The following is a 13,371-nucleotide window of genomic DNA, read 5'->3' on the forward strand; positions in this document are numbered from 1 at the left end:
CACCCCACCCACCCATCAATTTCCACAAACACCTATTGCCAATCATTTCAAAATAGTATATAGTACATTACAACAGTAATGCACTATATCAGAACGAGGAGGTGACTGCATAAATGCTGAACCATGACAGTTCAAAACCGATCTATATCCAAATCGCAGAATGGCTTGAAACCGAAATTTTACACGAACGATTTAAGCCGCATGAAAAAATATTTTCTCAATATCAGCTTGCTGATCAGTTCAATATTAATCCGGCGACTGCAGCAAAAGGGTTGACCATACTCGCAGATGCCGGGATTTTATACAAGAAAAGGGGACTTGGGATGTTTGTAACAGAAGAGGCGGCCAAACAGATCCGCCACCGGAGAATCAATGAAACGTTATCCGTGCTTGTATCAGATATAGTAGCTGAAGCGGAACACCTCAACGTGAATGAACAGGAACTGATCCACATGATTCAGCTTGAGCAGAGTCGCCGGAAAGGAGAATCATCATGACGGTTATTGAATGCAGTCATCTCGAAAAAAGGTATAGGGGTGGAGCGGGTGTAAAAGACGCGGATTTTACCATTCAGGAAAATACCATTACCGGCATTGTCGGGCGGAATGGATCCGGCAAGACTACGCTGATGAAAACGATCGCAGGTTATTTAAAACAGACCGGCGGAGAGATCAGCGTATTCGGTGAAAATCCTTTTAACAGCCTGAAGGTGTCAGCGAACAGTATGTATCTTGATGAGTACACGATGTTCTCAAATGCGCTTACGACAAAAGATATCCTTCATCACCACAGCCGCTTTTATCCGAACTGGGACGCACAGCTTGCACAGCGACTAGCTGATTACTTCAGTATTCCGATGAAAGTCGGTACGGATTATTTATCAAAGGGTCAGAAAAATACGTTTTACGGGATTCTCGGGCTTGCTGCGCGGTGTCCGCTGACAATTTTCGATGAACCGACGACGGGGATGGATGCTTCAGTGAGAAAAGATTTCTACCGGGCCCTGCTGAAGGATTATCTTGCTCATCCCAGAACGATTCTTATCTCAAGTCACCATCTGGATGAAATCGATGAACTGATTGAAGATCTGCTGCTGATTGATGGGGGACGGACTGTGCTTCACCTGCCAATTGAAGAAGTAAAAGAATATGCGATGGCTGTGTCAGGTCCGGCGATCGAAGTGAAAAACTGGTCTGCGCAGCAGGATGTTATTGCTCATCTTGAAGATCAGGGGAGTATATCCACTGTAATTGTCAAAAACCATTTTACTGCTGCTGAAAAAGCTGCTGCAGGAGGACTCAGGTTTGCACCTGTCTCAGCGAGTGATCTTTGTGTGTACCTGACGAGAAGAAATATAGGGGGAATTGATGATGTCTTTAGCAACAGTCAGCACGGGTGATATCATACGCCAGCAGATTATCTATAAGTGCTATGCGATGGCGGATTTGTGGAGAAGCCTGGTTGTGATTCAGTTGATTGCAATCTTTTTCTCAGCAATCGGGTCAGGCGGGATGAGCACATACGATGATATGTTCTCACTCAGTATTACATCATTCTCCAACGATGCAGTGTTTATGTTCACTGTATTCTGGATTCTGGTCACATCTGCGTTGATCACATCAAAAGGCTACCGCTATGAGGATTTTTCATATGTAACAACGAGATTGATCAGCCAGGTCTCAAATGGCATCTTATTGTTAATCACAGCACTGGTGGCTTCTTTATTCACTGTTATGAGTAACTATGTTATCTATATGGTGGTTTACTTATTTAGAGACATTGAGTTTTATCCCGGTCTTGCAAGTGTCGGTGCTCCGGGAGAGTTGCTGCTGACTTTCTCTGCAATGACAGGTTATTTACTGCTTGCATCAGCAGCTGGTTATTTTTTCGGTGTGCTGATTCAGATCAGTAAATACTTTATTGCGATAGTTCCGATCATGATGTTTGGACCAACGATGGTACGGCCGCTATTTATTTATGAGTTTGGCTATGATTTTTATGCACAGGAATCATCAGTTTTTCTGTTTTTGGTTAAAACAATTGGTACAGCACTCGCGCTGTATGTGTGCGGTGTGGCGCTCATGAATAGAAAAGAGGTGAGGGAAATATGATGATCATCGCTCAGATCATTCCACTAGCACTGATCATTTTGATCATTACACTGTTTCTGAAAACTAGAAACAGGAGTATGTCAGTCAAACAAAAAAAGCCGCGCAGAAAAATCGTCCGTCCTCTATTCATTGGATATACTGCACTGCTGATGATCTCTATGGCTGTGTATTATATTCTTCCTGCATCCGGGGAGGAGTACTCTGAAGCTGATGCTGAGAGAGTCTTTGAAGATGAAGGATGGGAAGTACATGAAAAGGCAACGCAGAACAGATTTGATGAGATAGATCCTGCTTATCTTGAGGAACAGAAAACGGTTGAATTTCCCTACACAAGTTTAGTACTGCCGGAAGGTCTTATGGAATATGGAGATCCTCTCATCGTTGTGACAATTGATGGGCAGTTAAAAGATCAGATTCAAATGGAGGTTTATAAAACACCGTTTACACTGAATGGTGTAGATATAACAGATGAGATTGTGCGGCCGGACGTTTCATTTTCGAACAATCTGCTGAACATCAGCAATGTGTATGGACAGAACAATCTGAATTACGTAGAGTATAATCCATCGTTTACTGCACAGCCGTTTCTCAGTGAAGAACGTGAGGGGCTGTCATCAGGCATGCATTATTCTTACGGTGTTCAGGTGATCCACCTTCGCGTTCCGGAAAATGTGGAAATCATTGGTGAAGTCCAGCAGTTCCAGGCGCAATAAAATAAATATTCAGAAAAAGGTTGACTTCCTTTTTCATACTCTTTATAATCCTCAACAAGAGCAAAAACAACATGTACTTACAACTTTATAACTCTTATCCAGAGTGGCGGAGGGACTAGGCCCTGCGATGCCCGGCAACCAACGGATCATTTATTTGATACGGAAAGGTGCTAATTCCTACAGATCCTTAAACGGGTCTGAAAGATAAGAGGAGGATATATAACCCTCTTCTTATGAAGGGGGTTTTTTATTTTCCCCTTTCACCTTCATCCAGTACACACTTCACTGTAAACATCCATCAACTCATTAAAGGAGAGATTTGATCATGACAAACAATCAGCCGCAATACAATATTGAGACGCTTTTACTTCACGGGGGAACAGAAGCAGATCCGACAACTGGTGCACGGGCGATTCCAATTTATCAGACAACCTCTTACGTTTTTGACAGTGCTGAACATGCGCAGAACTTATTCTCACTTGCTGAAGAAGGCAATATTTATACGCGTATCGGAAACCCGACAGTTGCTGCATTTGAGAATCGAATTGCTCTTTTAGAAGGCGGGGTTGGTGCCGTTGCTACAGCATCGGGCATGGCGGCAATTACGTATGCTGTACTGAACCTTGCCGGAGCGGGGGATGAGATTGTTGCAGCTGCCAATCTGTATGGCGGGACGTATAACCTTTTTGCCCAGACCCTCCCGCGCTATGGTGTAAATGTGAAATTCGTGGATGGAACGGATCCGGAGAACTTCAGAAAAGCAATCGGGCCGAAGACGAAGGCTGTGTTTGCAGAAGTAATTGGAAATCCGAGTCTGCACGTCCTAGATACAGAAGCTGTTTCAAAAGTTGCGCATGAAGAAGGCGTGCCGCTGATTGTGGACAGCACATTTGCAACACCTTACCTGAATAAGCCGATTGAACACGGTGCAGATATCGTTGTTCATTCTGCTACGAAATGGATTGGCGGTCACGGAACGACGATCGGCGGTGTTGTTGTGGATGCAGGAACATTCAATTATGACAACGGCAAATTCCCGGATTTCACGACACCTGATCCAAGCTACAACGGACTGCGATTTGTAGACCTCGAAGCTGCGGCATTTATTGCCAAGCTGAGAGTCAATCTGCTGCGCGACACAGGTGCATGCTTAAGCCCGCAAAACGCTTTTTACTTATTGCAGGGGCTTGAAACACTGCACTTAAGAGTCGAGCGCCACGTTGAAAATGCACAAAAGGTTGCAGAATATCTCGATCAGCATCCTTCAGTTGACTGGGTGCAGTACCCGGGCCTTGAAAGTCACTCATCCTATCAGGCAGCGAAAAAGTATTTACCAAAGGGTGCAGGATCGATTATCGTGTTCGGCATTAAAGGAGGGCGTGAGATCGGCAGAAAAGTGATTGACAACACGCAGCTCTGGTCACACGTAGCAAACGTAGGGGATGCAAAATCATTAATCATTCATCCGGCATCTACAACACACGCCCAGCTGACAGGCGCTGACCTTGAAGCAGCCGGTGTAAAAGAAGAGCAGATCAGATTATCAGTCGGTATTGAATCAGTAGAAGATCTGATTCATGATCTGAATCAGGCGATCGAAAAAGCGGCAGTACCCGCGCATTCATAAGCGAGGAGGAATCAATATGGGAGAGGCATTAACTGAGAAGGTCAGATACAGTGAAGGGACAGTTGACATTGGTTCTTTGACACTCGAATCCGGAAAAAGTATTGAACATGTCTCTCTCCGCTATGAGCGGGCCGGAGATCATACGCTGCCAGTTGTTCTGATCTGCCACGCCCTGACCGGCACCCACCAGTCAGTCGGCACAGAGGAGAATCCGGGCTGGTGGAGAGGATTTGCAGCAGATCACGGCTATATTGATCTAACCAGGTTTCAGACGATTACGTTTAATGTATTAGGCGGATGCAGCGGTTCAACCGGGCCTGATTCCTATAATCAGGAAGAGAAATACCGTTCGGATTTTCCTTTTATCACAGTAAAAGACATGGTGAACGCGCAGTATAAAGCGCTTGTAAAGCTTGGTGTTGAAAAGCTGCACGGCGTGATCGGCGGTTCACTAGGCGGGATGCAGACGCTTGAATGGTGTATCACTTATCCTGACTTTATGGAAAAAGCAGTGCTGCTTGCAGCGACACCTTCTCTAAGTGATTACGGGATTGCCTTTAACCGGATCGGGATTCATGCCATTGAAAATGACCCGGCATGGAACCATGGTTTTTACGAACGTGCCTCTGATGTAAAAGGGTTTGAAGTAGCCAGAATGGTCGGGCTTGTAACGTATAGAAGCCCTCACCTTTTTACAGGCAGGTTCAACCGTGAAGAAAAAGAAGCTGAAGAAAAGCAGCCATTTTACCAGGTGGAATCTTACCTGAAATATCAAGGGGAAAAGATCACAAAACGCTTTGACCCTAATAGCTATCTGACCCTTCTGTATGCGATGAATCATCATGATATCGGAAGAGGACGAGGAGGAATTCAGGAAGCGGCCGGCCGGATCAGATCAAAGCTATTGTGCATCGGTTTTAAAGGAGATCTGTTATATCCGCCTGAAGATATTCAGTCATTTGCCGGGGCAGTACCAGACGCCGTTTTTCACGAAGTGGATACAGCTTTCGGTCACGATGGTTTTCTCATTGAATTTGATAAATGGGGAGAGATCGTCAAACATCATTTTGAAACTGGACAGTAAATGCTGTCCGTTTCTTTTCACTATAAATCTGAGTAAACAGGGAGGAATTAAGATGAATAAAGTATCTACATTATTATTAACGGCAGCAGCAGTTGGGGTCCTCGCTGGATGCTCAGGAAACGCGAGCGCAGACGGACAGCCGGATAAAATCACACTTGATTATGCGTACTACTCGCCCACAAGTCTTGTCCTGAAAGAACAGGGACTGGTAGAAGAAGCTTTAGAAGATGAAGGAATTGAAGTGGAATGGGTACTCAGTCAGGGCAGTAACAAAGCACTCGAATTTCTGAACTCAAGCAGCGTAGACTTTGGCTCAACGGCAGGTGCTGCTGCCTTGATTGCCAAGTCGAATGGTTCACCGGTTGAATCGGTCTACCTGTATGCAAAACCTGAATGGACAGCACTGGTTGCAGGCGAAGGATCAGATATTCAATCAGTAGAAGATTTAAAAGGTAAAAAGATCGCCGCTACGCTGGGAACCGATCCTTACATATTCCTGCTGCGCGCACTTGAAGAAGCGGGTGTCAGTTCGGATGAAGTGGAAATTGTGAACCTGCAGCATCCGGATGGGGCAAATGCGTTAAGTTCAGGGCAGGTGGATGCATGGGCTGGTCTGGATCCGCATATGGCCAGAGCAGAACTTGATACTGGCGCTGAATTGTTTTACCGTAACCCTGATTTCAATACGTACGGAACATTGAATGTCAGATCATCTTTTGCAGAAGATTACCCTGAGATTGTGGAAGAAGTCATCGCCCAATACGAAGCTGCGCGGGAGTGGACTGTGGCTAATCCTGATGAAGCAGCACAGATTCTTGCTGATGAAGCTGAAATGAATCTTGAGGTGGCAAAAGCGAGCCTGGCCCGCAACGATTTTTCAAACCCTGTGATCGGGGCTGAACATACTGAAGCGCTCATTGCAGCAGGTGAAGTACTGCGCCAGGAAGAAGTCATTGATGCTGACGCAGATATCGAAGCGCTGGTGGAAGAGCTGCTGAATCCTTCATTTACAGAGAATCTTGAGTAAAGGAGGAGGTTGGATGAAAAATAAATTAAACCTGATTGGACTTGGACTGATCTTACCTGTCTTATTAATTACGATCTGGGAAGCTGCAGCACGGTTTGGATTGATTGAATCTTATTTGCTTCCTGCACCGAGCACGGTTGTCGTATCTGTGGTTGAAATGGCACAGGATGGATCGCTTTGGACACATGTTTCCATCACACTTTACCGGGTTGGTGCAGGATTTTTGATTGGCACAGCTGCAGCGCTTTTAATCGGTGCTGCAGTCGGATATTTCAAGCAGGCTGAACGGCTGCTTGATCCGATTCTGCAGGCCTTCAGATCCATCCCGTCACTTGCATGGGTGCCACTGTTTTTACTCTGGATGGGAATTGGTGAGCCATCCAAAGTGACGCTCATTGCAGTAGGTGTATTTTTCCCTGTTTATCTGAATATTGTTTCTGGAATTCAGGGTGTGGATAGAAAGCTGATTGAAGTCGGCAAAGTATATAACTTTAATTCACTGCAGTTAGTCAGAAGAATCATCCTGCCAGCTTCACTGCCGTCCTTCCTAGTCGGGATCAGAAGCGGGCTCGGGCTCGGGTGGATGTTCGTGGTGGCAGCTGAACTGCTCGGTGCAAGTGAAGGACTCGGTTATTTACTTGTACTGGGACAAAACACGTCATCTCCTGAACTGATTATCGCGAGCATTATTTTATTTGCGGGACTCGGAAAAGGGACAGACTCACTGCTGAAAGGAATTGAATCAAGGTCGTTAAGATGGCAGGATAATCTGCAAAATGCTAAGTAAAGAGGTGAATGATTTGCTGACAGTTAAGAAAGCATCCAAATTGTTCAAAGACGGGGCAGCCGGATTTAAAGACATTACATTTACCGTTCAAAAAGGTGAAATCATCGGGATTCTAGGTACGAGCGGCTGTGGTAAAAGTACGCTGCTCAGGGTGTTGTCAGGACTCGATCAGTCAGACAGTGGCACAATTCATCTTGGAGGCGAAGGGCAAAGAGGGGCAGGTGTGATCTTTCAGGAACCACGTCTGATGCCATGGCTTTCAGTAGAAGATAACGTGCTGTTCGGCTTTAAAAATCCATCTAAATACCGGTCTCAGGCCGCGCATTACTTATCACTGGTCGGCTTAAGTGAATTCTCACGTGCCCTGCCGCGGGATCTGTCAGGCGGAATGGCTCAGCGTACTGCCATTGCACGCGCGCTCGCTGCAAAACCATCTGTCCTGTTACTAGATGAACCTTTCAGTGCACTTGATGCATTTACCAAAATGCAGCTGCAGGATCTGCTGCTTGATATCTGGCAGGAAGAAAAAACAACAATGGTCATGGTGACTCATGATATTGATGAAGCGCTGCACGTTTGTGACAGAATCCTGGTCATGAGCGGTCAGCCGGGAGAAATTGCCGCAGAGATTAAAATCAGCCAGCCAAAGCCACGCAGCAGAAGCGACTTAACTCTGACTGCACATAAAGAAAAAATTTTTTCTATCCTGCAGGACAGTAATGCCGGGCTTCAAAAGTATTCAGTACGTTAAATGTTCGATTTCCTCCGTTTAATCTTGATGTGAAAAAGGAATAACATACAAAAAGAGTAAATACGGAGGACTGGAACATGCTAATGGAACGAAAAGAAAACCATAACCAGGCCGGGTGTCAAAATGAATACGGCGCACTTGAAAGAGTACTTGTCTGTCCGCCTGCATTTATGAAAATTGAAGAAGCAATTAATGAAACACAAAAGCATTTCTTAAAAGATAATATAGATCGTGAAAAAGCAATGGAGCAGCACCGCTTATTTATTCAACTGCTTCATGAGCATGGTGCAGATGTCGTACAGCTGCCGCCGCTTGCTGTTTACCCTGAGCAGGTTTTCACAAGAGACATCGGTTTTACAATCGGCGATACAGTGTTTATTTCAACAATGGGAACTGATATGCGCAGCGGGGAAGACGACATCCTGAAAGAATGGCTTCAGGAATCAAAGCTTAAATTTGAAAAGATTAAGTCACCGTCAATTGAAGGCGGGGATGTCATCGCAGATGGCAAAAAAATATGGGCTGGGATCAGCAGCAGAACGACTGAAAAAGCAGTAGATGAGCTGCGGAACAAGCTGCCGGACTATGACATCATTGCTGTACCATTTGACTCGCAGTACCTTCATCTGGACTGTCTGTTTAATATCATTTCACCGGAGGAAGCGCTGATCTACAGACCGGCTTTTTCGGACGAAATGATTGAAACCTTCGAAGCACATTATGAGCTGATTGATGTAACTGATGATGAACAGTTTACAATGGGTCCGAATGTACTCGGCATTGGACAGGACAAAATTATCAGCCTGCCAGTGAACCAGGATATAAATAAGAAGCTGAGAAGAGCCGGATATGATGTGATTGAATGCGATATTTCAGAGATCATCAAATCAGGCGGTTCCTTCAGATGCTGTACACTGCCAGTGAACCGCAGTTAAAAAAACGGATCGCCCTGAAAAAGGCGATCCGTTTTTTTAGTCTTTATCTTTTTCTTCGTCTTCATCATCTTTTTTGCGGTCTACTGTACCTTGCTCAAACATGTCCTGCATTTTTTCTTCTGCATCATTCTTATTATTTTGTTCTTTCTTATTATCTTTATCTGCCATATTCATCATCTCCTTAGATATATCTATTATTTATTATTCCCGCCTGACAATGAATTAATCATTATAAGGATTCGTTATCTAACATTTAATGTCTGTGTAATATTACGTACTCAGCCCCGGGGAGTCACTAGAGTTCGTCCACGGAAGCAGGAGCGTTTTAAAATATAATATTACGATAAAATGCCTGAAATTTCTGTCAATAATTGATTTACCTATTGAAAACGTATACAATACATCCATATTTAAGTTAAAACAAAGGGGATGTCGGTATGCATGTGCCATTAATTTTAACGGACTTTCTCGATAGAGCTGTCACACTTTATGGAGAGAAAACAGCAGTCATCGATGGGGAACGGGAGCTCACGTATCAGCAGGTTGAAAAAAGAGTGAACCGCTTGTCCCGCGGCCTGAGGAACCTGAACATTAAAAAAGGAGATAAAGTTGCGTACTTAACTCCGAACTCACTTGAAATGTATGAAGGATTCTATGGGATTTATCAGACAGGAGCAGTCATGACATCACTGAATACACGTCTCAGGCCGGACGATTATTTGTTTATCCTGAATCATAGTGAAAGTCGGGTGCTTTTTGTAGATGCAGAATTATATCCGCTTGTTGAATCTGTCAGGGATCAGTTTGAGAGTGTCCATACGATCATCATTCAGGGAGGTCAGGCGAAAGAATGCATAGACTATGAAGACTGGCTGATGACTTTTTCAGATGAACCATTCGACCGTGAACCGCTTGAAGAAACGGATATTGCCTCACTTTTATACACAAGCGGTACAACCGGTGATCCAAAAGGCGTACTGCTGTCCCACAGGTCTAACTATCTTCACGCACTCTCCACGATGCATCATTTGCGTGTGAGTGACCGCGATACTTTGCTTCACGTCCTGCCTATGTTTCATGTGAACGGATGGGGATCACCTTTTTACTACACAGCAAACGGGGCAACTCAGGTGATGCAGCGAAAAGTGGATCCGAAGCAGATGCTTGAACGTATTGAAAAACACCGGATTACGATTATGCATATGGCACCAACTGTACTGAATATGGTCCTGCAGGAATCGCAGCACACAAAATCAGTATTTGACCATCCGCTCAGAATCGTTGTGGCCGGATCGGCACCACCGCCTGCATTTATTAGAAAAGTAGAAGAAGAACTGGGTTGGGAGTTCATTCATGTCTATGGCATGACAGAAATCTCACCGCTTGTCACAACTTCCCAGCCGCGCGAAAACACGCCTGTAGAAGATGAACAGGCATTTGCAAGACTGAAGGCTAAAACAGGTTACGAGTTGATCGGTACGAAGGTCCGCGTTTTTGATGAAAGCGGCGAAGAAGTCCCGCATGATGGAAAAACGATTGGTGAAATTGCAGTGCGATCTAACAATGTGATGGAAGGGTATTATAAAAACTCTGAAGCAACTTCTGCAACCATTCGTGATGGATGGCTCTATACAGGGGACATGGCAGTCATTGACAAAGAAGGTTATATGGAGATCGTTGACCGCAAAAAAGATGTCATTATCAGCGGTGGTGAAAATATTTCTTCTATAGAAGTGGAAGCTGCACTGTATGATCATCCTGATATCATGGAAGCCGCGGTCATTGCGGTTCCTCACGAGAAATGGGGGGAAGTGCCTCATGCAGTTATTGTGAAGCGGGCTGATGCGGAACTGACTGAGGAGGATATCATTGCTTTTGCAAATGAAAAACTTGCCCGATTTAAAATTCCAAAAAGCTTCAGTTTTGCAGATGAACTGCCTAAGACGGCTTCAGGGAAGATACAGAAGGTGGTTTTGAGGAAAGAATTCTGGAAGGGTAATGAAGGGAAGATGATTAACTAGATTGGAGAACAGTCGAAGTCTGGGTTTAGGTAGTATTTTGCGTGTGTGAGCTGGTTGGAACGACGGGCGAATTCGGGTCACTGCGATTCCGCAAGGGTTTATTCTCTCATCAATGGAGATATTACTATTAGCAATCCGGTTAATTCTATCACCTTTTTAATTATTCTATCGCAAGGGGACATGAGCAACATAATTAAATCACCTATCGCAATAATTCTATCACCTTTTAATTTTTTCACTCACCTTTATCATTATTCAGCTGGAATCCAAAACTGACTCATGTTCAGCACGGGGCGCTGGCTTCCAAACTAAATACAGAACAAACCCGCTGAGCTTTTGTACAGCGGGTTTTGTAGTTTTTATAAGAAATTATGCTTCCTGTGCCTGGATCTGCAAATTAATTTTAATATCTTCCCCTACAAGAACCCCACCAGTTTCAAGTGTCTGGTTCCATGTAAGGCCGTAGTTTTTACGGTTGATTTTGCCGTCTGCTGTGAAGCCGACTTTCTGGTTGCCCCATGGGTCCTGGCCTGAGCCTTCGTATTCCACCTTGAACGTTTCCTGACGTGTAACATCCTTAATTGTTACGTCACCAGTCATTTCATACTCATCTTCCCCGATTTTCTTGATATCAGTAGAACGGAATGTGATTTCCGGATATTTTTCAACTTCAAAGAAGTCGGCTGAACGTAAGTGGTTGTCACGATCCTGGCTGCGTGTATCAATGCTGTCTACTTTAATGGAGAAGCTGATGTCTGCACCAGTCAGGTCCTGTGGATCCGCTGCTACATCTGCGTTAAATTCATGGAATGAACCTTTTACTTTTGAAATCATCATGTGTTTTACTGAAAAATCCACGCTAGAGTGTGCTGTGTCTACTGCCCATTTTTTTGCTGTACTGTTTGTCATAATAAATTTCCTCCTATTTAGAGTTACTTTTTGTAACTCAGTTGTTATTTGATACTATATTATCTTGAATTCGAGATAAAGTCAATCATAAAAATAAAAATTTTTTATTTCTCTTTTTGCAGCGTAAAAACTGACGGGGAAGCTGTAACCTATTTAATTCCCTTTTCAATAAGTGAAACGTTGATTGCACCTGATTCGTCTGTATTTCGACAAAGAACTTTAACAAAATGTCTCATTTAGAGTGAAATTAGGGAAAAAAGGGTAGTACAATAGATAAGGAAAGGGGAATGCATCGATGACATCTAATGAGTCTGATCAAAAAACATCGTCCAAATCTCCTTCTAAAGATTTCAGTGATCCAAAAAAACGAATCATGACACCGCTAAGATTTCTGACCATCATGATCGTTATTAGCGTATTATCTCTGGGAACCGTGTATGGATATGAATCCTGGACTAATCAAAAAGTGATAGAGTGGAAATCTGCAGGTGAAAATGCAGCTTTTTATAAAAACTGGAACGAAGCTGAACAACGTCTTGCAAGAGCAGCCAATGCCCGTCCTGAATATGATTCTTTGCGCGAAAGCTTAAGAGCGGTCAGACAGGCAGAAGGTTTTCAAAATGAACTATCGAGACTGGAAGAAAAGCTTGAAGATGGAGAATATACAAATATTCAGGAAAAAATAGAAGAACTAACAGTAAAAATGAAAGAAACACAGAATGAATTGCTGTTTGCTGAGAAGCAGCGGATGATTGATATAAAAGAAAAAGCATTACTACTGTCGATTAAAAATGATTTGAATGAAGAATTATCGATTCAGTCGCTTGCGGGTAAACTGCTGGAAGTATCAGAGATAGATGAGGTAGGTGCCTCTGAGCTTGAAGAGCAGATTACAGACCGGATCGCAGCTATGTCGATTGAAAGTGCTGCTGGTGAGCTTGAGTTATACCATTTTTCTGAAGCTCTTAATCTGATTGAAATTGGTCTTGGTTATGCACCTGGTAATGAACAGCTGCAAACGTTTGAAGAAGAGATTAGAGCTCAGAGAAATGCTTATCAGGAAGAAGAATATTCACGTCTTGCAGAAGCAATGAAAGAAGCAGAGAGACAGGACCGTTTTAACAGGACTGAAGCTGTTTCGGTGGAAGACTGGGAAGTAACAGCTGAAGACGATATCATCAAGCTGACAGGAGAAGTTAAAAACAACGGATCGCGCCCTATCAGCTGGATTGAGATAGCCTGGGGTGTCTTTGATGAGAATGGTGAGATGATTGCTGACAGCCTGACAGTTGCTGAACCTGAATATCTGCTTCCTGATGGGACGGGAACATTCAAGGATGAAATCATGATGAATCGTCCCTTTGAAAGAGTTGAAGTTGAATCGATAACCTGGTATCTGGAATAGA

The 13,371-nt window shown here is 44.0% G+C and carries 14 protein-coding genes and 1 riboswitch; of the genes, 12 read left to right on the top strand and 2 right to left on the bottom strand.

Features of this window, described 5'->3' with window-relative positions; translation table 11 throughout:
• Positions 1 to 113: 113 nt before the first annotated feature.
• From KP77_RS02965 to KP77_RS03010, 10 genes are all read left to right on the top strand, one after another.
• Complete coding sequence (locus tag KP77_RS02965) at positions 114 to 497, top strand: GntR family transcriptional regulator (RefSeq protein WP_041121259.1); 384 nt, start codon at positions 114 to 116, stop codon at positions 495 to 497.
• Complete coding sequence (locus tag KP77_RS02970) at positions 494 to 1,399, top strand: ABC transporter ATP-binding protein (RefSeq protein ID WP_041121260.1); 906 nt, start codon at positions 494 to 496, stop codon at positions 1,397 to 1,399. Before KP77_RS02965 ends, KP77_RS02970 begins: the two co-directional genes overlap by 4 nt.
• Positions 1,368 to 2,111 (top strand): hypothetical protein, encoded by a 744-nt coding sequence (locus KP77_RS02975; RefSeq protein WP_152614654.1) that lies wholly within the window; start codon positions 1,368 to 1,370, stop codon positions 2,109 to 2,111. The genes KP77_RS02970 and KP77_RS02975 overlap by 32 nt, the downstream gene beginning before the upstream one ends.
• Entirely contained in the window at positions 2,108 to 2,824 is a 717-nt protein-coding gene (locus KP77_RS02980; RefSeq protein ID WP_041121262.1) for a hypothetical protein, read from the top strand. The genes KP77_RS02975 and KP77_RS02980 overlap by 4 nt, the downstream gene beginning before the upstream one ends.
• 91 nt (positions 2,825 to 2,915) lie before the next feature.
• A riboswitch (SAM riboswitch) is annotated at positions 2,916 to 3,035 on the top strand.
• 114 nt (positions 3,036 to 3,149) lie between these two features.
• Complete coding sequence (locus KP77_RS02985) at positions 3,150 to 4,451, top strand: O-acetylhomoserine aminocarboxypropyltransferase/cysteine synthase family protein (protein ID WP_041121263.1); 1,302 nt, start codon at positions 3,150 to 3,152, stop codon at positions 4,449 to 4,451.
• Positions 4,452 to 4,467: 16 nt separating this feature from the next.
• Positions 4,468 to 5,535, top strand: coding sequence for a homoserine O-acetyltransferase MetX (gene metX, locus KP77_RS02990; RefSeq protein ID WP_041121264.1), 1,068 nt, complete (start codon positions 4,468 to 4,470; stop codon positions 5,533 to 5,535).
• 52 nt (positions 5,536 to 5,587) lie between these two features.
• Positions 5,588 to 6,562 (top strand): aliphatic sulfonate ABC transporter substrate-binding protein, encoded by a 975-nt coding sequence (locus KP77_RS02995; protein ID WP_041121265.1) that lies wholly within the window; start codon positions 5,588 to 5,590, stop codon positions 6,560 to 6,562.
• Positions 6,563 to 6,575: 13 nt separating this feature from the next.
• Complete coding sequence (locus KP77_RS03000) at positions 6,576 to 7,349, top strand: ABC transporter permease (RefSeq protein WP_041121266.1); 774 nt, start codon at positions 6,576 to 6,578, stop codon at positions 7,347 to 7,349.
• Positions 7,339 to 8,100 (top strand): ABC transporter ATP-binding protein, encoded by a 762-nt coding sequence (locus KP77_RS03005; protein ID WP_235420655.1) that lies wholly within the window; start codon positions 7,339 to 7,341, stop codon positions 8,098 to 8,100. Before KP77_RS03000 ends, KP77_RS03005 begins: the two co-directional genes overlap by 11 nt.
• A gap of 77 nt (positions 8,101 to 8,177) precedes the next feature.
• Positions 8,178 to 9,035, top strand: coding sequence for a dimethylarginine dimethylaminohydrolase family protein (locus KP77_RS03010; protein ID WP_235420656.1), 858 nt, complete (start codon positions 8,178 to 8,180; stop codon positions 9,033 to 9,035).
• A gap of 36 nt (positions 9,036 to 9,071) precedes the next feature.
• Here KP77_RS03010 and KP77_RS18485 read toward each other — a convergent pair whose 3' ends face one another.
• On the bottom strand, positions 9,072 to 9,203 hold the full coding sequence (locus KP77_RS18485; protein ID WP_268747442.1) for a hypothetical protein: 132 nt from the start codon (positions 9,201 to 9,203) through the stop codon (positions 9,072 to 9,074).
• A 269-nt stretch (positions 9,204 to 9,472) separates the two neighbouring features.
• On the opposite strand from KP77_RS18485, the gene KP77_RS03015 reads away from it, so the two are divergent.
• Entirely contained in the window at positions 9,473 to 11,056 is a 1,584-nt protein-coding gene (locus tag KP77_RS03015; RefSeq protein WP_041121267.1) for a long-chain-fatty-acid--CoA ligase, read from the top strand.
• A gap of 369 nt (positions 11,057 to 11,425) precedes the next feature.
• On the opposite strand, the gene KP77_RS03020 is transcribed toward KP77_RS03015, so the two are convergent.
• Positions 11,426 to 11,965 (bottom strand): YceI family protein, encoded by a 540-nt coding sequence (locus KP77_RS03020; RefSeq protein ID WP_041121268.1) that lies wholly within the window; start codon positions 11,963 to 11,965, stop codon positions 11,426 to 11,428.
• Positions 11,966 to 12,260: 295 nt separating this feature from the next.
• Between KP77_RS03020 and KP77_RS03025 the strand changes: the two genes are divergently transcribed.
• A complete protein-coding gene (locus KP77_RS03025; protein WP_041121269.1) occupies positions 12,261 to 13,370 on the top strand; it encodes an FxLYD domain-containing protein in 1,110 nt (369 codons plus the stop codon).
• Position 13,371: the final 1 nt, after the last annotated feature.

It is taken from the genome of Jeotgalibacillus alimentarius (assembly GCF_000829445.1).
Classification (GTDB): Bacteria; Bacillota; Bacilli; order Bacillales; family Jeotgalibacillaceae; genus Jeotgalibacillus; species Jeotgalibacillus alimentarius.